At 70.4% G+C, this 21,194-nt stretch carries 15 protein-coding genes and 4 pseudogenes; 9 read left to right on the top strand and 10 right to left on the bottom strand.

Annotated elements, in window-relative coordinates:
- Nucleotides 1-112: 112 nt before the first annotated feature.
- Nucleotides 113-1,417: an MFS transporter gene (locus ACFVJQ_RS34450; RefSeq protein ID WP_385789565.1), complete on the top strand. Its 1,305-nt coding sequence runs from the start codon at nt 113-115 to the stop codon at nt 1,415-1,417.
- A gap of 806 nt (nt 1,418-2,223) precedes the next feature.
- On the opposite strand, the gene ACFVJQ_RS34445 is transcribed toward ACFVJQ_RS34450, so the two are convergent.
- Nucleotides 2,224-2,355, bottom strand: coding sequence for a hypothetical protein (locus tag ACFVJQ_RS34445; RefSeq protein ID WP_385512262.1), 132 nt, complete (start codon nt 2,353-2,355; stop codon nt 2,224-2,226).
- A 73-nt stretch (nt 2,356-2,428) separates the two neighbouring features.
- Entirely contained in the window at nt 2,429-3,784 is a 1,356-nt protein-coding gene (locus ACFVJQ_RS34440) for an NAD(P)/FAD-dependent oxidoreductase (RefSeq protein WP_385789647.1), read from the bottom strand.
- Nucleotides 3,785-4,269: 485 nt separating this feature from the next.
- On the opposite strand from ACFVJQ_RS34440, the gene ACFVJQ_RS34435 reads away from it, so the two are divergent.
- The 3 genes and pseudogenes from ACFVJQ_RS34435 to ACFVJQ_RS34425 form a co-directional block, all read left to right on the top strand.
- Entirely contained in the window at nt 4,270-5,253 is a 984-nt protein-coding gene (locus tag ACFVJQ_RS34435; RefSeq protein ID WP_385789563.1) for a discoidin domain-containing protein, read from the top strand.
- Nucleotides 5,254-5,564: 311 nt separating this feature from the next.
- The gene (locus tag ACFVJQ_RS34430; RefSeq protein ID WP_385789561.1) at nt 5,565-7,085 is read left to right on the top strand and encodes an alpha-L-fucosidase; all 1,521 of its coding nucleotides are present in this window, start codon (nt 5,565-5,567) and stop codon (nt 7,083-7,085) included.
- A gap of 407 nt (nt 7,086-7,492) precedes the next feature.
- Nucleotides 7,493-7,618: pseudogene (locus ACFVJQ_RS34425) on the top strand (PAS domain-containing protein); the annotation flags it as partial.
- A 72-nt stretch (nt 7,619-7,690) separates the two neighbouring features.
- On the opposite strand, the gene ACFVJQ_RS34420 reads toward ACFVJQ_RS34425, so the two are convergent.
- A complete protein-coding gene (locus tag ACFVJQ_RS34420; protein ID WP_385512376.1) occupies nt 7,691-7,849 on the bottom strand; it encodes a hypothetical protein in 159 nt (52 codons plus the stop codon).
- Nucleotides 7,850-8,172: 323 nt separating this feature from the next.
- On the opposite strand from ACFVJQ_RS34420, the gene ACFVJQ_RS34415 reads away from it, so the two are divergent.
- Nucleotides 8,173-9,411 carry a choice-of-anchor Q domain-containing protein gene (locus ACFVJQ_RS34415; protein ID WP_385789559.1) on the top strand — a complete coding sequence of 413 codons (1,239 nt, stop codon included), beginning with the start codon at nt 8,173-8,175 and terminating at the stop codon, nt 9,409-9,411.
- A gap of 11 nt (nt 9,412-9,422) precedes the next feature.
- Here the strand turns inward: ACFVJQ_RS34415 and ACFVJQ_RS34410 are convergent, their stop codons facing one another.
- Complete coding sequence (locus ACFVJQ_RS34410; RefSeq protein WP_385789557.1) at nt 9,423-10,694, bottom strand: RNA-guided endonuclease InsQ/TnpB family protein; 1,272 nt, start codon at nt 10,692-10,694, stop codon at nt 9,423-9,425.
- Between the two features lie 289 nt (nt 10,695-10,983).
- Here ACFVJQ_RS34410 and ACFVJQ_RS34405 point away from each other — a divergent pair, with 289 nt between their 5' ends.
- Nucleotides 10,984-12,645: a carboxylesterase/lipase family protein gene (locus ACFVJQ_RS34405; RefSeq protein WP_385789555.1), complete on the top strand. Its 1,662-nt coding sequence runs from the start codon at nt 10,984-10,986 to the stop codon at nt 12,643-12,645.
- Complete coding sequence (locus tag ACFVJQ_RS34400; protein WP_385789553.1) at nt 12,642-14,009, top strand: phenylacetate--CoA ligase family protein; 1,368 nt, start codon at nt 12,642-12,644, stop codon at nt 14,007-14,009. The genes ACFVJQ_RS34405 and ACFVJQ_RS34400 overlap by 4 nt, the downstream gene beginning before the upstream one ends.
- On the opposite strand, the gene ACFVJQ_RS34395 is transcribed toward ACFVJQ_RS34400, so the two are convergent.
- Entirely contained in the window at nt 13,993-14,652 is a 660-nt protein-coding gene (locus ACFVJQ_RS34395) for a TetR/AcrR family transcriptional regulator (protein WP_385789551.1), read from the bottom strand. The genes ACFVJQ_RS34400 and ACFVJQ_RS34395 overlap by 17 nt on opposite strands.
- Nucleotides 14,653-14,906: 254 nt before the next feature.
- On the bottom strand, nt 14,907-18,620 hold the full coding sequence (locus ACFVJQ_RS34390; RefSeq protein ID WP_385789549.1) for a S8 family serine peptidase: 3,714 nt from the start codon (nt 18,618-18,620) through the stop codon (nt 14,907-14,909).
- Nucleotides 18,621-18,892: 272 nt separating this feature from the next.
- Here ACFVJQ_RS34390 and ACFVJQ_RS34385 point away from each other — a divergent pair, with 272 nt between their 5' ends.
- A complete protein-coding gene (locus ACFVJQ_RS34385; protein WP_385512245.1) occupies nt 18,893-19,060 on the top strand; it encodes a hypothetical protein in 168 nt (55 codons plus the stop codon).
- Here the strand turns inward: ACFVJQ_RS34385 and ACFVJQ_RS34380 are convergent.
- From ACFVJQ_RS34380 to ACFVJQ_RS34370, 3 genes and pseudogenes are all read right to left on the bottom strand, one after another.
- Nucleotides 19,051-19,233 (bottom strand): annotated as a pseudogene (locus tag ACFVJQ_RS34380) (IS5/IS1182 family transposase); the annotation flags it as partial. The gene ACFVJQ_RS34385 and the pseudogene ACFVJQ_RS34380 sit on opposite strands and share 10 nt — an antisense overlap.
- 58 nt (nt 19,234-19,291) lie before the next feature.
- Nucleotides 19,292-20,113, bottom strand: a complete 822-nt coding sequence (locus tag ACFVJQ_RS34375; RefSeq protein WP_385789547.1) for a transposase family protein — start codon at nt 20,111-20,113, stop codon at nt 19,292-19,294.
- Between the two features lie 201 nt (nt 20,114-20,314).
- Nucleotides 20,315-20,479 (bottom strand): hypothetical protein, encoded by a 165-nt coding sequence (locus tag ACFVJQ_RS34370; protein ID WP_385512374.1) that lies wholly within the window; start codon nt 20,477-20,479, stop codon nt 20,315-20,317.
- Nucleotides 20,480-20,526: 47 nt separating this feature from the next.
- Here ACFVJQ_RS34370 and ACFVJQ_RS34365 point away from each other — a divergent pair.
- Nucleotides 20,527-20,855: pseudogene (locus ACFVJQ_RS34365) on the top strand (transposase); the annotation flags it as partial.
- A 19-nt stretch (nt 20,856-20,874) separates the two neighbouring features.
- Here ACFVJQ_RS34365 and ACFVJQ_RS34360 read toward each other — a convergent pair.
- Nucleotides 20,875-21,194 (bottom strand): annotated as a pseudogene (locus tag ACFVJQ_RS34360) (ISAzo13 family transposase); the annotation flags it as partial.

Genomic DNA, 21,194 nt, shown 5'->3' with positions numbered 1-21,194 from the left:
CTGCCCTTGATGCGCGGCACAGCGAGCCTTCCTTTCCCGCTGCCCGAAATGGTCGGTGCACCTGTCGTGCGCCGGTTGGCGGGTCTCGTCTTCGGTCATCCAAGGGGTCCCTGTGCCGTCCTCTTCCTCCGCTGTATCCGATTCCGGTCGACCTGCTGCGTCAAGCCTGTGGCGGGACGGCGACTTCCGCCGGCTCTGGGTGGGCCAGACGGCCTCCCAACTGGGCGAACATGCAAGCCTGGTGGTTCTGCCGCTCTTCGCCGTCCTGACGCTCAACGCCGGTGCCGGCCAGTTGGGCGCTCTGCGCGCGGTGGGGCAGGCGCCGATCCTGCTGCTGTCGCTCTTCGCCGGCGCGTGGGTGGACAGGTGGCGGACCCGTACGCTGATGGTGCTGACGGACGCCGGTCGGGCCCTGGCGCTGGGCGCCGCCGCCGTGGCCGGCCTCCTCGGTTGGCTCGGCCTGCCAGCGCTGCTCGTGGTTGCCTTCGCCGTCGGGGCTCTGTCCGTGTTCTTTGACGTGGCGTACCAGACGTCTTTGGTACGGCTGGTGAAACGCGATCAGTTGATGTGGGGCAACAGCGCACTTGAAGGTAGTCGGTCCGCAGCGCAGATCGGCGGTCCCGCCCTCGGCGGTGCGTTGGTGTCTGTGCTGTCGGCGCCGATCGCTGCCGCCTCCAGCGCAGCGTTTTTCGCGCTGTCGTTCCTGTCGATCCGACGGATCGATCGCCGCGAATCCATCCCCGAACGCTCGGAAGGTCCTGCCCGGGTCTGGCGGCGGATCCATGAGGGCCTCCGCTTTGTCGTCGGCGACACCTTGCTGCGGACTGTGTGCCTCGCGTCAGCCGCCGCCCAGTTCTTCTTCGCGGCGGTGATGACCGTCTATCTGCTGTTCCTGCCACGGGACCTGCACCTGTCGGGCACCGCCGTCGGGCTGGCACTCGCGGCGACGGGGCCGGGCGCGCTCCTGGGCTCACTGCTGGCCGCCCGCCTGCCGAACCGCTTCGGATACGGCACTGTGCTCGTGTCCGCGGCAGCACTCGGCGACTGCTTGCTCCTGTTGGTGCCTGCACTGCACGGCTCCTCTGTGGTGACCGTTCCCGCGCTCCTTACGGTCAACTTCGTCTTCGGGATCCTCGGTCAGCTGGTGAATGTCACGGTCATGGCCGTCCGGCAGACCGTCACGCCGGACGGGATGCAAGGCCGCGTGGCCGCGACGATCACCTTCGCCGGCATGGGGATGACCCCGTTCGGCTCGCTGCTCGGCGGCCTTCTCGCGGAAGTGTGGGGGACGCGCACCAGCCTCCTGGTAACAGCCGCAGGCATGCTGCTGTCGCCGGCACTGATGGCCCTGTCCCCACTCGCCCGCCTGGGACGGACGCTTCCCGCCCCGCCGGAGACTCCGGTCCCGTCTGCGTGACGGCTTCTATCGCCGCGAACAGCCGGCACAACTCCGTCAGCGGTCGTATCCATCACGGAAGCGCGGTCACAACCAACTGGATTCGTGGTCGCCGTGCTGTCGAAGGGGGAGGACTCGCCGCGGGACACGTGGGAGGACACGGAGGAGGCCAACGCTCGGGACCGGAGCTGGGCGTGGAGCATCAAGTACGACGACGCCGACGGGCGTCCGCGAGCCGCGGGCATCAGGATCGTCTGCCCGTGCGGCTGGCAAGGGCCCCGCCAGAAGGCCGACTTCGCGGACCCGGAGACTGGAGAGGAAGCACTGCGCCGGCAGTGGTACCACCATGCCGAGGTCAGCATGTCGCGGACCCCTCCCCCCTCAGGCCGAGGCAGCCGCCCAGGCCCACTGACCTGAAGAAGCATCCCAGCAGAGCCCCGGGCTGGATCACATCCCGATCCGGGCCCTGTTCCCGCTCCGATGTCCGGCCCGGCCCCATGCGCTGCGCGGCAGGGTGGTCAGTCCCCGAGGGCTTCGGCCACGGTGTCGAGGTCGGCAAGCAGCACCCCCAGACGGCCTGATCGACATGGCGCTGGAGCCTTGTCTCACGGACAGCTCAACAGCGCATAACAGAAACGGGATGGCTTCAGGGCCATCGTCTTCGCGCGCGCCGACCTGGTCCGGGTGCACCAGCACCCTCCAGTGGACCCGGCGCGCCGGCCGCGACTGGAACGCCCACCTGGCCAGCCGCGCCTGACTGCCGCTCCCCTCCCCAGCCTCGGACGCGCCAGGGGAAGGCCGGCGATGCGGAGGTCATGCCCTGGAGGTCAGAGCGCAGCAGGCTCGCTCGCGGCCGGCATGAGGCGGGGGACGAGGCGGACGTAGGTGACCATGCCGAGGACTTCGACGAGGGTCTGAGTGACCATGACGACCGCGGCGACGGCGAGAGTGTCGGGCAAAGCCAGGGCGAGTGGGATGACGATCAGGACGACGAAGGCTTCCCGATGTCGATGTCCGGGCTGCCGGCCTTGCTCAGGCCTCCGGTTCCTCCGGTGTCGTCGGCGGCTCGACAGGGGTCGGCGCGGGCGGGCGGAAGAGGACGGCCCGGGCCACGGGCGGGGCGAACAGGGCGGTGACGGGCGCGGAGAGGGTCAGTACAGAGCGGAAGGCGCGCCCTACGACGGGGTCGCCTGGGTAGCAGTCCTGGACGCGCTGCAGGTACCAGTCGGCAACGCGGTCCGCGGGCCCGCCGGCGACCGCGTTACCGACCGCGCCCGGCATCTTGCGGTCCGCCCCTGCGGAGATGTCCCACGCCTGCCGGGACGCTGTGAGGAGTGCCCGCTGCACACGCTGTGTGGTGGGGGTCCGGCGCTGGTCGGCCAGCGCGTCGCGCAGGGCGAGCGCACTCATCGCGGCAACGGCCATGCCCTGCCCGTAGATCGGGTTGAAGGTGCACAGGGCGTCACCAGTGGCGAGGAATCCGGCCGGGCGGCGGCCGGGCAGGTCGTAGCGGCGGCGGATGTTCGCGGTCCGCCGGTACCCGAACGCCGGCGAAAGCGGTTCTGACTCGTCCAGCCACCGGTGCAGGAGCGGATGCGGCAGCCTCTTGGTGTACGTCACGAACTCGTCGTCGTCCGTGGGCGGTTCGTCGCCGCGCAGCCCCGAGACGATGACCAGATGGGTGCCGTCCTCCAGCGGCAGCGCACCGCCGGCGTGGACCTGGTCGGGGCTGGGGTAGACGTAGTAGCCGGCGGTGTCGCCGTCGAGGACGCCGCTCCTGCCGCGGTAGATGCGTGAGGCGTATGCGAGCCCGGTGTCGATGGTCTCCTCGTACGGGGCCTCGGCCCCCAAGGCCGTGAGCCATTGCGGGGCCTTGGTGCCGCTGCCGGAGGCGTCGACGACCAGGTCGGCCTCGAGGGCACGGTGCTCTGCTCGGGCGTCACCGGAGCGGTACCGCAGCAGCACGCCCCGCACACGTGAGGCGTCTCCGAGGAGCCCGACGACATCGGTCCCCTCCACCGCGCTGATCACCGGGTTGGCGAGAACGCGCCGCCGCACCAGTTCCTCGAGCTGTGCACGGGAACCGGTGTAGATGTGCGTCGTCGCCGGCACGCGGCGGAACCAGCGGCCGTTCTGCCACAGCACCATGTCCGACGGCATGCCCACGCGCGGCGCCCCCGCCGCCCGCAGCTCCGCCAGGAAGCCCGGCAGCAGCGACTCCAGGGCCGACTGCCCGCCCTCCAGCAGGACATGCGGATGCCGGCCCTGTGGTACGCCGGGCCGCGGCTTCGTTCCCCCCGGGAAGCGGTCGCGTTCAACGACGGTCACCCGGTCGGCGTGCCCGGCCAGGACGTGCGCCGCGAGGAACCCCGCGAGGCTCCCGCCCACGACGACCGCATGCCGCTCACCCCGGCCGCCGCCCACGCCCCAACCACCCGTTTCTCCGGCAGAGTTCACCAATCCGCTCCCCTGGTCGCCACGTCGTCGGAAGGCACCAGTATCCTGCTCCGCGGGGTGGGTTGACCGCGTTCCAGCCCTTTGCGCCTCCCGAATACACCCGCCCTGCATCACTCCCCCCGGGCCCCGCCGTCAGGGTGTGTTGCAGCTGATGCCCATCAAGTTGTCCGGCCGCTCGGCGATCACGGTTACGCAGCGTCCACCGCCACCCCGCCTGCGGCCGCACACGCCACGGCCCGCCCGCTGGCGTGCAGCGTCCAGTGCGCCCAGGCGCTGGCGGAGCTGGGGCTCGGCGGGCTGCTCCGCGCCGCTCGTCCCGGATCCGCTGCACCGCCTGGGGGCTGTGAACGCGATGCAAGCCGGATCGGCGTCCGGGCCACAGGGTCCTGTCTGATGGCCAGCCTGGTCCATCGGCGGTGTTCGTCGATCAGCTTGAGGTATCGATCGTCCTGGGCACACCGCTGGATCTGGCCGCCCTCCTCCTGGTCGCAGGCAGCCTCGCCGACGACTACGGCCGCCGCCGGATCTTCCTCGTCGGCACGCTCACCTGCGGCGACGCCGTGTACGGCACCCGCGGAGGCCCCTGGAACCCGGTCGACGGCCAGTACGGCTACACGTACAAGGACAAGACTTTCTACATCCACCTCCTCTCCGCCTACAGCGGCACGTCGTTCACCACCCCGTCCCTCGGCGATGCCCAGGTCACCCGGGTCTTCGACGTCGCCTCGGGTACCGACCTGTCGTACAGCGTGGACGGCAGCGGCAAGGTGACCGTCACCGGCATCAATCGCATCCGCGTTCCTGAGGACAGCGTGGTCGGCGTCGTGCTGGACCGGACCGTGCAGCCGGCCGACGTCGCCGCGGGCAGGACCGCCACGGCGAGCAGCCAGGAGACCTCCCAGGGCAACACCGCGGTGAAGGCCGTCGACGGTTCCACCGCGACCCGCTGGTGCGCGAACAACGGCAACACCGGGCACTGGCTGAAGGTGGACCTGGGAGCGACGAAGTCGATCACCGGCGCTCGTATCGCCTGGGAGTCCAACGCCACCAACTACCGGTACAGAATCGAGGGATCCACCGACAACGCGACCTGGACCACGCTGGCCGACCGCACTGACACCACCAGCACGAGCCAGGTCCAGGTCGCCATGTTCAGCGCCCAGGCCAGGTACGTTCGGGTGACGGTGACCGGACTGCCCTCCGGCGTATGGGCCTCCATCCGCAACCTGGAGGTCTACGACCGCCCCTTCACCGCGGACCTGGGCACCTACCGGCTGGTGAACCGCAAGAGCGGCAAGGTGCTGGACGTCAGCGGAGCCTCCAGCACCGACGGCGCCGCCGTCATCCAGTGGCCCAACACCGGCCAATCCAACCAGGAATGGCAGGTCATCGCGCTGTAGCCGGCGATGCCCGAGAGGGCCGGTGCCGCGCCACACCGGCCCTCGGCCTCCCCTCCCTCCGGCCGCCGCGCGGCCCCCAACTCCTCCCCTTCACCTCCGGTGTGGATCGACGGCCAGCATGCGCTGGACACCGCAGCCTCGTACACCCCGCAATGGCAACCACGGCCGCGCCCGGCGCGCAGGCGGCGCCCGGTGAGGAGGCCAATCCCTTACTGCCCTGGACGACGCCAGCGACGCGAAGCACGGCCACCATGCCGGCGTTCCGCTCCTGACGCCCTGCCACCTCTCCCCTTGACACATGGAGTCGCACCATGTCCTCAGCTCGCCTCAGCAGACGCTCTTTGATGAAGGCCGCCGCCCTTGCCGGAGGAGTGGCGACCTTCGGGCTGCCGCAGGCCCTGTGGCCCTCCGCCGCCGAGGCGTACACGATCCCCTCGAAGATGGACTGGTGGTACCAGGGCCGGTTCGGGATGTTCATCCACTTCGGGTCCTACTCCTACCTGGACCACGGCGAGTGGGCTTTCTACAGCGAGAACTGGTCCAAGGCCGACTACCAGAACCAGGTCAGCGCGCCCTTCAACCCGACCTCCTTCAACGCCGCGACCGTCGCCGAGCTGGCCAAGAACGCCGGCATGAAGTACCTCGTGATCACCGCCAAGCACCACGAGGGCTACGCGATGTGGAACTCCGACGTGGCGAGCTTCACCGACACCACGGGCACGAAGGAGTACAACCTGCACGACTACAGCGGCTACCAGGCCGACCTGCTCGCTCAGCCGAAGACGGAGTGCGAGAGCCGGGGGGTGAAGTTCGGTCTGTACTACTCGATCATGGACTGGAACCACTCCTCGCAGACCGCCAACCACAGCACCGTCTTCTCCACGATGGCCTCGCAGTCCGCCCGCACCGCCTACATCGCCGACATGAAGGCGCAGTTGCAGGAGCTGCTGGACCGCTACGACCCGGCCGTGCTGTGGTTCGACGGCGACTGGTGCGGTAACCCGTCCACCCCGACGCTCGACGACTGGTGGATCAAGTCGGACGGTCAGGCCCTGTACGACTGGCTGATCAGCCGCAAGCCCGGACTCATCGTGAACGAGCGGGTCAAGCGCGACCTCGGTCTCGGTGACTTCATGTGCCCGGAGGAAAAGGTCCCCTCGGCACCGCTGGACCGGCCCTGGGAGACCTGCGTCACGATGAACGGCGCATGGGGCTACAACCAGTCGCGGGAGAGCTCCTGCCGGTCCGTCCGGGACCTCCTGCGGGAGTTCGTCACGGTCGTCTCCCGGGACGGCAACTACCTGCTCAACGTCGGGCCCAAGGGCGATGGCACGGTCACCTCGGGCACCGTGAACGTCCTGAACGGCTTCGCCTCCTGGATGGACACCTATGGTGACAGCGTCTACGGCACCAGCGGCAGCCCCTTCGCTGCCGAGCCGTCCTGGGACAAGGTCACCATGAAGGACGGCAAGCTGTTCGCCCACGTCTTCAACTGGCCCACGGACGGCGTCCTCCGGATCCCGGAGGTCCACAACACCATCAGCCGCGTCCATTTGCTGAACGCCCCTTCCACCTCGCTCTCTTACACCGTCACCGGCGGTACGATCAACGTCACGGTGCCGGCCACCGCGCCCCACGCCGACGTCTCGGTGATCTGCGTCGAAGTCAGCGGCATGCCGGCGGTCCTGGCCGAGGGCGTCTATCGGCTGGTGTCCGTCCACAGTGGCAAGGCCCTGGACAACGGCAACGTCACCACGCAGGGCAGCTCGGTGATCCAGTACACCTCCAACAGCGGCAATCCTCAGCAGTGGAGCATGACCAAGATCGGCTGACTGTCGAGCGCCGGTCCGTCGGCACACAACTGCCGGTCGCGAATGCGGAGTGACGTCCGGACCGTCCCGGCCGCGATAGCGGCTCAAGATCACCTGCTCGCCACGTGGAACTTCACCGTGGACTCACTGATGTCGTTCCTCGGCGATGTGGCGGCCGGCGTGCCAGATGCCCAGGACCTACGGCTCCCGGGCACCCAGGGCGCTCAGCGGATCGCTGCGCGCCCCTGGGGCGGCCCAGCTAATTGCGGGCCTTCATCAGCACCGGCACAGTCGTGGGCCCCTCCACAAGGTGCTGGTGACCTGGAAGGTGGCACCGCGTTGGCCGCGGGCAACACGGTCGTGCTCCCATGACGCGGCACCGGCATCACGGGACGACGCCTCCGCTTCGGCGCTGATGCCGGAACAGCGTGACAGCGGTGCTGGACGATGGCATGCGGTTCGTCGGATGGAGCCCCGAGGCCGAGGAACTGTTCGGCCACAGTCCTCTGGAGGTGCTCGGCCGGTCCGTCCACGAGATCCTGGCACCCACCGAGACGGGCGTCGGCCTGCCCCCGGTTCGCAACGGACGCGAACATCTTCACCACGCTCGTGCGCCATCCCGACCTCTACGAGCAGTCCTGCCCTTCGGCGGCCAGTTGCTCCGTGCGGTAGCCCTCCTCCGCGAGGATCTCCAGCGCTGCGTTCAGGAGCCTGCGGCGGGAGGCCTCTCGCTGGTCGTCGCGCTTGGTCGGGGGGCGGCGGGCCGCCACAGTTGGTTCGCTCATCGGAGCTGCAGTTATGCCACCGCGGGTTCGCTGCCCGGCCCTGCGGAGGCCGCCCAGTGAACGTGCCGGTGCTTCCGCGGACTGCTGTCGCTCCGAACAGCCGCGCCGCCTCCATTCGGCCATTTCCCTGTCGGTCTCTGGACGGAGGCCGCACTGAATGGAACGCTCGCTACAGACCGGAGACGACGTCATCTGCGGCACAGCCCCGTCGGCCCGGGCCCAACGCGTTCCTCGTACGAGCCGCGCATCGCGCTCCAGCACGAAATCCTCGCAGCAGCCGAGTCCTGGTACGCCCAGATTCCTCGCCGAGAGGGGTTCACCCCATGACAGGCAAAGCGATCCCGGCGGCACTCGCGGCCGTCCTCCTTGTCAGTGCGGCGCATCCCGCCGCCGCTGCCACCGCTCCCGCGGAAGCCGGGCCTGCGGAATTCACCGTGGACACCACGTCCGACACGGTGGACGCCGAGGCGTCGGACGGTCGGTGCCTCACCGCGTCCGGCGCGTGCAGCCTGCGTGCCGCGGTGATGGCCGCCAACGCCCGGCCGGGCAGCACGATCACGCTGCCTCCCGGCCACTACCAGCTGACGATCCCCCCCGATCCCCGACTGATCATCGGCGACCATCCCGACCCGACCACGGGCGACCTGAACGTCGACGCGCCCACCACGATCAGGGGTGCCGGCGCGCGGAGCACCGTCATCGACGCGGGCCACCAGGACCGGGTGTTCCGCCTGCGGGCGGACACCCACATGTCCGATGTGACGATCACCGGGGGCCGGGCCAGACAGCGCGAACTGCCTTTCACCGACCCCGGTGGCGGCGGCATCGCCAACGAAGGGCATCTGACGCTGCGTCGGGTCGCCGTGAACGGGAATTCCGCCGGCTACGGCGGCGGCGTCTTCAACGTGCCCGACTCCCACCTGGATCTCATCGACAGCACCGTCAGCGGGAACGCCGCCGGAGAGGCCGGGGGCATCAGATTCGACGACAGCGGCACCGTGACGAACTCGACGATCGCCGACAACCGGGTGACGAACCCCGGCAACCGCCCCGGCAGTCTCGGCGGATACGGCGGAGGCATCGACATCCGTGGACTGGCAACCGTGCAGATCCTCAACTCGACCATCACGCGGAACAGTTCCAGCGACGGCGGGGGCGGAATCAACATCGCGCCGGCCTACCTGGACAGCCTGCCCGCGCCCCTCCCCGACATCGTCGATCTGCCACTGGGGCGTATGACCCTGCGCAACTCCGTCGTCGCGGGCAACACCGTCGACGGCACGGCCGCCGACTGCGAAAAAGCCTTCGCCACCATCACGTCGCTGGGCCACAACATCGACGGCGACGGCAGCTGCCGGCTCACCGCCGCGGGCGATCTGCCCAGCCGTGACCCACTGGTCGGACCGCCGGCGGACAACGGCGGCCCCACGGACACCGCGGCGCTGTTGCCGGGCAGCCCTGCCCTGGACGCGGCCGACGGCTGCCCGGCCACCGATCAGCGCGGCGTCTCCCGCCCCCAGGGCGCCGCCTGCGACATCGGCGCCTACGAGCACACGCCATGACCCCCACCCCCTTACTGGCACCTGGTGCGGTGACTCCGCCCACGCGTAAACGCGCGGGCTTCCTGCGTCGGTGGCCAGGCCACGTCGCAGAGGACCAGCCCGGCCCTGTTGAGGACGTTCGTCGCGCCGACGTGGTCCGCGTTCGCGGTGAAGCCGCACGCCGTGCACTGGAACTCCGCTTGGGTGACGCGGTTCTCCTTCGCGACGTGCCCGCATTCGAAGCACGTGCGGGAGGTGTTGCGGGCGTCCACCGGGATCGTCAGGCGACCGGCGCTCTCAGCCTTGTTCGCCAGGATTCCGAGGAACTGCGCCCACCCCGCGTCGAGGATGCTGCGGTTGAGCCCGGCCTTGGCGGTGGCGCCGTTCGGCAGGAAGGCGCCGGGCGTGCCGGGGTCGGGCTTGGGCTTGGGTGTGCGGGTCATGCCCGCGGTGTTGAGTCGCTCGTGTGCGATCGCGTCGTGGTCGCGGACCAGGGCGAGCGCGGTCTTGTGGTGGAAGTCGAGGCGCTGCCGGCGGATCTTCGCGTGGAGCCTGGCGACCTTCCGGGCGGCGGCGCGGTGCTTCTTCGTCCGCTGCCGGGTCCGCTTGGGGAACGTGGCGAGGTGCCGCTGCGCGTCGGCCAGCTCGGCGGCCGCCGCGCCGAGGAACTTCGGGTTGGCGACGTGTGCGCCGTCGGAGGTGGTCAGGAAGTACGTGGTTCCCATGTCGATGCCGACCACCGCGCCGGTCGCTGGGAGGGGCTCGGCGGGGACGTCGTCGCAGGCGAGGACGACGTACCAGCGGCTGCCTTCCCGCTTGACGCTGATCGTCTTCACCCGGCCCTGGACGGGCCGGTGCTGGTGCACACGGACGTGTCCGATGCCCTGGAGGCGGACGCGGGTATGCGCATCGTGCGGGGTGGAGTCCCAGCGGCAGCCGTCGCCGTCCTTGGGGAAGACGACGGTGTCGAAGTGCCCGACCCCCTTGAACCGCGGGTACCCCGGCTTCTCGCCGTTCTTGACCCGGCGGAAGAACACGGCGAACGCCTTGTCCAGGCGGCGCAAGGTGGCCTGCTGGGAGGAGAACGACCAGCGGCCCTGGCGGTCGGGGTCGAACGCGCGGATCTCCTTGAGCTGGGCGGACTGGCCGCCGTACTTGATGCTCGTCTTCGAGCCGTGCCGCCAGGCGTCCCGGCGCTCCTGAAGGTCGGCGTTGTACAGCGAGCAGTGCTCCCGCAGCATCCCGGCCAGCGCGACCGTCTGACGGGCCGTGGGACGCAGAAGGAACTTGTAGGCGCGGATCACCCCTTGCGCCTCCGTTCAAGGCGCAAGGCGTCGGCGAGGAGCACGCACGCGGCAGCGTTGATCGAAATGCCCGCCCGGTGGGCGTATTCCTCGATCTGCCGCTTCAAGTCCCGGGGGTACGCGAAGGTTCAGCGACTCCCGGCAGTCACCTCTAGCCACAACCAAAATGCCGCCTCTTTTGACGGTAGGTCACGTCCAAGACCAGACGCTGCGCTGCTCCGCAGCGCAAGAGCGGATTCGATTCCCCCACCGGCTAAAGCCGGTGGTCCCCTCGAAAGGAGTCTGACGGATGAGAGCCCCAAGCCCGAGCCACCCTCTGGCCCGCGCCACAGCCGTCGTAGCGGCCCTGCTCCTGTCACTGACCGTGCCCCCGCCTGCTGCCCGCGCCGATTCCGGCCCCGACTCCCTGGTCGTGCGCACCGACCGCGGCTGGGTGCGGGGCGCGGCCGTCCGCGACGGCGGGCGGGTCTTTCAGGGGATCCCGTTCGCCGCCCCGCCGACCGGTGAGCTGCGCTGGCGTCCGCCGCGCCCCGCAGCGCGGTGGTCCGGCCTGCGGAACGCCACCGAACCGGCCGACCCCTGTGCTCAACTGCCGTTGACGCTGCTGCCCGACGGCGGACCCGTCCTGCCCGGCGAGTCCAACCGCACCGGCAGCACCACGGAAGACTGCCTGTACCTCAATGTGTGGACGCCCGCTCGCACCGGCGGCCGCCCCCTGCCGGTGCTGGTGTGGCTGCACGGCGGAGGCAACGTCTACGGCGCGGGCAGCGACTACAACGCCGCGGCGCTGGCCGCGCGCGGCATGGTCGTGGTGACTGTCAACTACCGCCTCGGGGCACTGGGGTTCCTCGCCCACCCCGCCCTGTCGGCCGAGAGCGCGGACCACGCCTCAGGCGACTACGGGCTGATGGACCAGCAGGCCGCGCTGCGCTGGGTGCAGCGCAACATCGGTGCCTTCGGCGGCGACCGCAACCGGGTGACGCTGGGCGGCCAGTCCGCCGGGTCGGCGGACACGTGCCTCCACATCGCCTCGCCGACCGCGAAAGGCCTGTTTCACCGAGCGATCCAGCAGAGCGGAAGCTGCGCCTCTCCTGGCGGTCTGACACCGCTCCCGCTCGGCGCGGCTGAGCGGAAGGGGAACGACTTCGCGGCCTCGGTCGGTTGCGTCGACCCGTCCACCGCGGCGGACTGCCTGCGTGCCGTGCCCACCGCCGAGCTCATCCGCGCCACCGGCACGGGTGCCGCATCCTTGTGGGCCCCGAACACCGGGCCCCGCGTCCTCCCCCGCCCACCCCGGACGGCTTGGGCCGAGGGGCGCGTCAACGCGGTGCCGACGCTGAACGGGAGCACCCACGACGAATACCGCTACTTCACCGCGCTGTACGTGGACCTGCTCGGCGGCGGCCCGCTGACCCCGGACACCTACGCCGCCCTCATCAGGCTCCAGCACGGCAACCGCGCGGCCGCGGTCCTCGACACATACCCCGCCCCGGCGTATCCGTCCGCGAACCTGGCCTACTCCGCCGTCGGCACCGACCAGCGGTTCGCCTGCCCGGCACGCGCCGACGCCCGGCTGTACAGCAGCCGCGCACCCCTCTATGCCTACGAGTTCCACGACCCCCAGGCACCGTCGTTCATCCCGGCACCGCACACGCCGCAGGGCGCCTTCCACGCCTCTGAACTGGCCTACCTATTCCCCACGGACGCACTGCCGCCCCTGACGCCCGCCCAGCGGCGGCTGTCCGCGACGATGACCGACTACTGGGCCCGCTTCGTCGCCACCGGCGACCCCAACGCGCCCGGAACTCCCCCCTGGCCGCGCCACATCGCCGACGGGGACCGCATCCAGGTGCTGGCACCGGACCGGGTCGCACCCACCACCGGGTTCGCGGCCGACCACCACTGCGCCTTCTGGCAGCCCTCCCCCACTCCCCGAGGAGCCGTGCGATGACATCGGCACTGGCCCTGGTCCGGGACGGGCGCCGGACGCTGCGGCAGGGCCCGGACGCCCTGGCCGACCGGCAGCGGGAGCGTCTGGCCGCGATGGTCGACTTCGCCCGGGCCAACTCCCCGTACTACCGCGAGCTGTACCGGGCCCTGCCCGAACGCGTCGAGGACCCCGCCCTGCTGCCGGTGACGCGCAAGCAGACCCTGATGGCCCGCTTCGACGACTGGGTCACCGATCCCGAGGTGACCATCGACCGCGTACGGGCTTTCGTCGCCGATCCCCGACGGGCCGGTGAACGTTTCCTGGGCAGGTACCTGGTCACCACCACGTCCGGAACCACCGGGCACCGCGGCCTGTTCCTGCTCGACGACCGCGCGTCGGCGGTGGTCAGGGCCCTGTCGCTGCGGGCCGCCCGGCGTACCCTCACCCCTTCGGTGACGGCCCGGTTGCTCGCCCACCGCATGCGGGCCGCGCACATCGTGGCCACCAGCGGTCATCTGGCCGCGTACGCCGTCATCGCCCGCTCCCGCGCGGCCGGCCGCCTGCATGCGCGGGGCAGCCGGGTGCTGTCGGCGCACAGCCCGCTGCCCGACCTGGTCGACCAACTCAACCGGTGTCGCCCAGTGTTGCTGGCCGGCTACGCCACCGTGATCGCGCTGCTCGCCGGCGAGCAGCTGGCCGGTCGGCTGCGCATCGCCCCGGCTGTGGTGTCACTGCTGGCCGAGGGCATCGGTGACCGCGACCACCTGAGGATCCGCTCTGCCTTCGGTGCGCACGTGGTCAACACCTACGGCTGCAACGAGAGCCTCGCCCTGGCCTACGGCTGCGCGTTCGGATGGCTCCACGTCCACAGCGACTGGCTGCTCCTGGAGCCCGTCGACGCCGATCACCGCCCCACCCCGCCCGGTCAGGAGTCCTTCACCGTGCTCCTGACCAGCCTGTGCCGATGGGCGCAGCCGATCCTGCGCTACGACCTCGGCGACAGCGTCCTGCTGCGCCCGGACGCGTGCCCGTGCGGGGACCCGCTCCCCGCGATCAGGGTCCGCGGCCGCGCGGCCGACCTGTTGTCCTTCCCGCGCGGCGACGGCGGCACCGTCCGTATCGTGCCCATGGCCTTCGAGACGCTCCTGGAGAGCATCCCGGACATCGATCTGTTCCAGATCGTCCAGACGGCGCCCACCTGTGTCCGCGTGCGGATCCGGTCCGCCGCAGGAGCCGATCGGGACCGGCTGTGGACGGCGGTGCGAGAGGAGGTGGCCGCTCTGCTCACGGCCCACGGGGTGGGCCAGGTGAGCGTCGAGCGCGCCCACGAGCCACCCGAGCAGTCTCCGGGCGGCAAGTACCGGGTCGTCATTCCCTGGTCGTGACGGTGCGCGGCGGGGCGTCCTCGCCCGGGACGCCCCGCACCGGAACGCCGCGGTGGGCCGCCAGCGCCAGCAGCGCCACGCGCAGCGATCCGATCTCCAGGACGGTGCCCGGCTCGAACCAACGGGCCACGGCGGTTCCGCTCGCCATCCTCAGGGTGAAGCGCGCCAACTCGTCCGCCACCTCGGGGCGGTCACGCAGGGCGAAGACGGAGCTCACCGAATCGCGGGCCCAGGCCACCAGCGCGTCGCGGTAGTGACGCACCTCGGCCACGGCCGCCGCACTGGCATCCTGCTGCACCATGCCCAGCCCCAACAGCAGCTTCACACCGTGCGGGTGACGCTGGAAGGCGTCCTCGACCTCCGCGAGAAAGGTGTCCAGACGCTGCACGACGTCGGCGCCCGGCACCTCGGCCGGGGGCAGGGCCGCCAGCAGCGCGGTCCTGGCTCGCTCCAGCACCGCCACGTAGACCCCGTCCTTGCTGCCGAAGTGCCAGTAGATCGAGCTGACCGGCAGACCGCACGCGGCGGAGATCATCGAGATGGAGGTGGCGGCGTAGCCATGGCGCGCCATCAGGTCGCCGGCGGTGTCCAGAATCGCGTCACGGGACCGCGCGCCGCGGTCCGGGGCCGGTGCCTGCGTCATAGGGCCCGACTCTAGAGGAAACACAGGCCAACGGGGCCTCGAAGGGACGGGGGCGGTCCTCAGTGCCGGGCATCGACTCAGACCGCCCCTGTCGGCTCAGTTGGCCGGGGAGCCGAACTCCTTACGGGTGTTCACCGGCTTGCCGAACAGCTGCCCTGCCCCAGCCCGACTGATCCGGGGGGCGCGTCGCAACGCCGACGGGCGGGGCCGCCGGCTGCGGACCCGCCCGTGCGTGGGGGCTGATTCAGGTGACGTCAGCGCAGGCCGAAGGCCCGGGTGATCGTCTGCGAGACGCTGTTGCCGGCGCTGTCCCGGGCGGTGACCCGGAGGCTGACGAAGTCGGCGGAGCTCGGCGCCTTCAGGGTGGTCCGCCATCGGTCACCGTGACGGGCAGGCTCCGACCGCTGCCAGGTCGCCCCGTCGTCGTACGAGATCTCGACAGAGAGCTTGCCGATGGTGCTCGTTGTGCCGGGCAGGTGCGAGGCGGTCACCGTCAGCTCGGCGCGCCGGCCGGCCCGGCCGGCCCTGTCGGTGTCCACACCGTAGTCGAGCTGGATCAGCGGCAGGGACTCGGCCGACGCGCTCCCGGTGGCCGCGGAGGTGAAGTTCCACTCGGTCAGCGTGTGCGTCGAGTACGGGTTGGCCCAGGCTCCCCGGTCGTTGTCGACCACCAGCCGGTAGGGCAGCCGCTCCGCTGCCAGCCCGGGGACCGGCAGGAACTCGGAGTTGCCCCAGTCAAGTTGCCGGTCACCCTGGTAGAGCGACATCCAGTTCTTGACGTCGTGGTTGCCGCGGGCTTCCCCGACGTGGCCGGCTCCGGAGTCACCCCAGCCGGGCGCCGGAATGTACATCGTGTCGAGGTAGCGCACCGGCTGGAAGCCGATCGGGCCCATCCGGGGCCGCTGGACAGGCCCGAACCAGCTGACCTTGGCGCTCTTCCCGGCCGGGTAACGAAGGACGCCGACCGAGTGCTGGCCGGTCTCCCCCGGAACGATGGCGTCCTCCAGCCAGGCGGCGTCGGAGGTGACCCAGTCGGTCCGTTCTCCCTGGGCGGGAGCGGTGAGCTGGTTTCCGGCGGTCCAGCCCCGCCAGACGTCGTAACGGAACTCGTTCGCCTTGCCGGGACGGTGGTTGCGGAAGGAGACGTCCACCCGGCCCAGGTCACGCTGCTCCACCCGCCAGGTCGGGTCCGCCGGGACGGCGCCGGACCAGTGGTGCACCACGTCGTAGACGTAGTCGGTGGTGGGCTGTGAGGTCACCTTCAGCACGGCGCGGCCCTGCTGGAGCGCGTCGATCAGGTCACCGCCCTGGTCGGCGTTGAGTGTCGCCACCGTCAGCGGGGCCGGGTCCAGAGGGCTCCACGGAGTCTCGTCCCAGGGCTGCAGTCGGCCGATTCCGTCGTTGACGACGAGAAGCACCAGCGCGCCCGCCGCTGCCGCGGCCTGCGCCTGCTCCTTGATCGCGACGGTGTCGCTGCGCCGCACCACCACGGCCTTGCCGCGCACGTCGTGCCCGGCCAGCGCGTCGGCCGAACCCTCGCCGGCGAAGACACCCCTCAGCATCCGGGTGCCGGCCGGCAGCGGCTTGGCCGCACGCTTGACCAGCGGGTCGTCGTAGGTTCCCGACTGCGTGCCCACGGTCAGCGCCGGCTGCTCGAGGCGGAAGCGCGCGCCGAACTCGAACTCGCCGACGGTGACCTTCTTGCCGGTCGGCAGAGCCCAGATGCTGTCGTAGGACGCGTCGGGCAGCATGGAGGACTCGACCAGGCTGTCGGTGAAGGACCGGTGGACGTCCAGCCGCGGCGCGACCGCCGTGGTCTGCCTCGGTACGTGCGCCAAGACCTGACGCGCCTTTCGGCCGTCCAGGGTGACGGTGCGGTCCTGGTCCAACTGCACGTCGGTGAAGCTGAGCAGCGCCATCCCGAGTGAATGCGGCCCGTTGGCCCCTCGCACATCGGCGGTGAGCCATCCGCTGTAGCTGCCCACGGGCAGCCGCGCCGTACCGGTGCCGGACTCGTCGAGTTCCATCACCGTGAAGAGGTGGTCGGCGGTGAGGAGGACCCTGCCGGAGAGCGGCCTGCCCGAGCGGTCCTTCGCGTTGATGGTCAGGTTCTGCCGCTGTCCCTCCCTGGCGGCGCCGATCAGGGTCCGGGCACGGACCGCTCCGGTGCTGTCCGTGCCGATGATCATGCTGCTGACCGGCTGGTCGACCGGCAGCCGGTCCAGTTCCGCGGTCAGGGCGACCGAGGTGGTGCCGTGCGCGGGAACAGTGACCCGGTCCTCGGAGAGGGCGAACAGGCCCGCTGGGGCAGCGGCGTCGATCGCCAGGTCCAGACTGACCGGTGCGTCGCCGGCATTGGTGTACGTCACCTTCTGGACGTCGGTCTCTCCCGGCTTCGGGGGCCACGCGTGGAAACCGGAGTAGGCGCTGGCGGTCGCGAAGACCGAGGTGCGCACCGCCGCCACGGCGTCGACCCGCCCTCCACCCGCCTGATACGGGGCGTACGCAGGCGTGGCCTTGGCACTGCTGACCAGTGCCTCCTTCAGCCGCGGGCCGGTCCAGTCGGGGTGCGTGGCAGCCAGCAGCGCGGCGGTGCCGGCGACGTGCGGTGTCGCCATCGACGTACCGCTCATCGTGGTGTAGTAACCCGAACCGCCCCGTCGGTAGTGGGAGCGGGCCGCGAGGATGTCGACGCCGGGTGCGGTGATTTCGGGCTTCAGCCCGGCGTCGCCGTCACGCGGACCCTGGCTGGAGAACTCGGCGAGCCGGTCAGCGGAGTCGACGGCGCCGACGGTCAGCGCGGCGTCGGCGGCACCGGGGCTGTTGATGGAGCGCGGGCCGCCGTTGCCCGCCGCGATGACGAACAACGCTCCGGTCTCGCGGCTGAGTTGGTTGACCGCCTCGCTCATCGGGTCGGTGCCGTCGCCGCTGCCGCCCAGACTCATGCTGATGATCCTGGCCCGCTGATCCCGGGCGGCCCATTCCATGCCCGCGATGATCCAGGACGACTCGCCCCGGCCCTCGTTGTCGAGCACTTTGCCGATGGCCAGCCGGGCGCCGGGGGCTACGCCCCGCTCCTTTCCGTCGGAGGCGCTGCCGGTGCCGGCCACCGTCGAGGCGACGTGGGTGCCATGACCGTGGTAGTCGGTGATCTCCAGCTCGTAGGGGACAAAGCTGGCGCTGTCGTCGACCTGCCCGACGAGGTCGGGGTGTTCGGGGTCGACACCGGTGTCGAGCACCGCAACCTTCACACCCTTGCCGGTGTTCCCCTCAGCCCAGACGCGCTGCGCGCCGATCTGGGCTGTCGAGTCGGCGAGGTTGGCCCTCACCTTGCCGTCGAGCCAGACCTTGGCGATGCCACCGGCGAAGGCGGGCTTCGCCGACCGGGCCGCCGCGTCGGCATCACCGGTGAGTGCGGACCAGAACGCCGGAGCCTGTTCGCGGTTCTGGGCGAGGGCAGCCCCCTGAATGCTGCCCAGCCGGCGGACGACGGTCGAGCCGGCCACCTTCGGCTGGGTCCGGGATCTGGCGGCGGCGTTGGTGTAGCGCACGATAAGTGGCAGCCGGGAGGTGTGCGCGTCGTCGTAGCCGTCGTTGATCAGCCGGGTCACATTGAACAGTTGCTTGTCCAGCTTGCCGGCGCTGACGTACGGCAGGACGGCGTCGGGATAGACGTACGTCGAGCCGTCGACGACAGCCCGGTGGAAACCTGTGGCGGCTCCGTTCGCGCCTTTGAAGGACCGGACTACGGTGCCGTCGGCAGCCGTGCCGATCGTGACCTTGTCGCCGGTGATCAGGGTGACGGTGTGCGTGCTGCTGTTGCCGGGCGACCGTTGTGCGGCGCCAGCAGGCGGCACGGGACCGGCCGGGTGCGCGGATACGGCGGTGGCGGCGGCCGGTATGACCCCGAGTGCCAGGGCGGTGACCACGCCGAGCGCGATCGGCCCGGGTCCGGGGATGGGAACCATGCGCAAGGAGACTCCTCAGACGCTTGCGAAGAGTGGAAGACGCCTGATCGTCCGGCCGCACTCAACCGTGCTCAAGAGTCCGGCGCCGTCGCGTTTGTGCCATGGCGCAGTTGCGACGCCAGGGGATGGATCCCCTGGCGTCGCGGTGTCGCCCCGCCGACCGCGACAGCACGCCGCACCGGTCACCCATGGGGGTGCGGTGACGTCGGAGCGCAAGAGTCACCGACGTCAAGACAGAAGGACATGTCCAGGATCGAAAAGTCGAAGGGCTGTTGCGCTTTGGCGCGGTCCGCGGCGTCGTCTTCGGGCTCTCGCTGAGCGTGCCCGATGCCATCGCGGCTTTCACCGCGGAGATTGCCGCGACCAGTATCGTCATCGGGCTCGGCGCGGCCTTCAGGGTGCCGGCGCTCTTCGCGTTCCACCTCCGCCAGGAGGAGTAGGCCTTATCGCCGGTCACGGCGGCCGACCGGGCGCGGGGACGGCCGACGGGCAGACGGACTCGCACCTGCTCGGGACCGGGATGAACTGAGGGCTGTCGGCGGCCTGTCCGGCGGTCAGAAGGAGCCATCGGTCGGCAGCGCCGGTCGGCGGCCAGGTACGTCTTGCTGGTTACGGTGTGGTGCGCGACTGAGATCGGGTTGTGTCGGCCTGGCGGGTCGGCTGGTGGTTGATCACCGCTTGGCGGTGCGGTCGGAGACCAGGCCGGCGATCGCCAGGTGGGTCTCGTCGTAGTACTCGCGGCGTCCGAGGTATCGCTGGAGGGGCCGCCACTGCTTGTGCTCGGCGTTGGCGTGCTCGACGCAGATCCGCATCGAGGACTGCTGCTGCCGCACGGCCTCCCACGCCTCGATCTCCGCGGACGAGGCGTCCTTGCCGGGCTTCTTCGGCGGGGCCTGGACCTGGTCGGGAAACCGTTTGGCCAGGCCCCGGTATCCGGCATCGACCTTGGCCTTAACCTGTGGGTACTGCTCGAAGAGGTCCTCGATACCCTCGCTCTTGGCCGCCGTCTGATCGTGCATGCGACCGGGGCGGATGGCGCCGGTGAACAGGGTGCGGCCCTTCTCGCCGGTGATGACAGTGGCCTTCTTGGTGTTCTGCCGTGTCTTGCCGGAGACGAACGCGCGCCGTCCCGGCCTGCCCGCCCGCGGTCGCCGCACTCGCACCTCGGTGCCCTCCATCCGCAGTTCAACGCCCCGCGTGGCGGCGTGGGCGAAGACATCGGCCAGCGTGTGCAGGCGTACCCCGGCCTCGCCGGGCACCGCGAAACCACGCGCCGCCAGCAGCGGGCGGATCTCGTGGACGGCCCGGGTGACCGTGGAGCGGTCGACTCCGTAGAAGAGGGCCAGGGCTGCGTGCGGGAGCTGGAACCGCAGGACCACCAGAGTCGCGATCGCCCGATGGGTGAAGACCAGTTGATGGTCCGGCCCGCCGCCTTCGGCCCGCAGCCGCTCGTGGCCTCGGTGTTCCCGCAGCCGCGAGTTCTCCCGCGCCATCCATCCCGGCGCCAACTCCACGATGAGCGCACCGAGTCGACGCCGAGAGATGCCAGTGCAGATACGATGCGAGAGAGCCGTACGGGCCAGGGCAGACGTCCCAATCTCCCCAACTCGTGCGGCTCGCTCTGCGTTCCGGCCCAGGCCCTCCTGTGACATCGATTCCTTGAGCGCATCACTCTTCAGGGCCCGTAAGCCACCTCAGGTACGGGGCCGAGCGTCTAGGAAACGGTGGAGTGATGCCGTCATGCTCGCCACGAAGGAGTCACGGGTCCGATCGGAGACCAGGTCCAGGGACAGGTAGGGGTTGAGGTCCTCCAGCTCGACGAGGAGTAGCTCGCCTTCCCGGGTGCGGCAGGCGTCCACGCTCTGGTAGGGAGGGGACGGCTGAGGTCGGTTGCTGGGCAGCCGAGTTGGAGTCGGTGTTCGGGCGGGTTGCTGGCAGGTTCGGCCGGGCGGATCTGCGGTGGCGGATGCGGGACTACGTCCGGGGCCTGCTAGGACAGGCGGCACGCAAGAACGGCTGCAGCTCGCGGAATGGGCAGGTCACCGCACTCCTGACGGCTTCCAGCGGCTTTTGAACAGCAGTGTCCGGGACGCGGACGCCCTGCGCGACGACGTCCGTGCCTACGTCGCCGAACGACTCGGACCGGACGGTGTGCTGGTCATCGACGACACCGGGTTCATCAAGAAGGGCACCACCTCGGCCGGGGTGGGCCGGCAGTACACCGGAACCTCAGGGGCTTGTATCTGAATAACTGTCAGAGTGGATCCGCTGGGCGATCTTCGTGGAGTGGCAGGCGGGCTTTGAGCTGTTCCAGGGTGCGGGCGGGTGATCCGGGTAGCGGTGTGACGACAACACGGTGCAGGTCCAGGAGTCGGTGGCCGTCTTGGAACTGGTTGGACAGGTTGGTGCGGCCGACTCCCAGCAGTTGGGCCAGGAGTGTGCTGGTGATCGCTCTGCGGCGGCGTAACAGGGCCGCCAGGAGGCGGTGGTAGTGGTCCAGGCTGCTGGTTTGCGGGTGGAGGTAGCTGCGTGGACGGTGGAAGCGTCGTTGGAAGGCCGCCTCGGCCAAGGCGT

The sequence above is a fragment of the Streptomyces sp. NPDC127197 genome (genome assembly GCF_042672405.1).
GTDB classification, from domain to species: domain Bacteria; phylum Actinomycetota; class Actinomycetes; order Streptomycetales; family Streptomycetaceae; genus Streptomyces; species Streptomyces flavusporus.
This window is presented reverse-complemented; position numbering and strand designations above follow the sequence as displayed.

Coding starts and splice junctions, on each gene's coding strand:
- ACFVJQ_RS34430 (WP_385789561.1), top strand. CDS start 5,565: ATGTCCTCAGCTCGCCTCAGCAGACGCTCTTTGATGAAGGCCGCCGCC.
- ACFVJQ_RS34420 (WP_385512376.1), bottom strand. CDS start 7,849: ATGAGCGAACCAACTGTGGCGGCCCGCCGCCCCCCGACCAAGCGCGAC.
- ACFVJQ_RS34415 (WP_385789559.1), top strand. CDS start 8,173: ATGACAGGCAAAGCGATCCCGGCGGCACTCGCGGCCGTCCTCCTTGTC.
- ACFVJQ_RS34405 (WP_385789555.1), top strand. CDS start 10,984: ATGAGAGCCCCAAGCCCGAGCCACCCTCTGGCCCGCGCCACAGCCGTC.
- ACFVJQ_RS34400 (WP_385789553.1), top strand. CDS start 12,642: ATGACATCGGCACTGGCCCTGGTCCGGGACGGGCGCCGGACGCTGCGG.
- ACFVJQ_RS34395 (WP_385789551.1), bottom strand. CDS start 14,652: ATGACGCAGGCACCGGCCCCGGACCGCGGCGCGCGGTCCCGTGACGCG.
- ACFVJQ_RS34390 (WP_385789549.1), bottom strand. CDS start 18,620: ATGGTTCCCATCCCCGGACCCGGGCCGATCGCGCTCGGCGTGGTCACC.
- ACFVJQ_RS34375 (WP_385789547.1), bottom strand. CDS start 20,113: ATGGCGCGGGAGAACTCGCGGCTGCGGGAACACCGAGGCCACGAGCGG.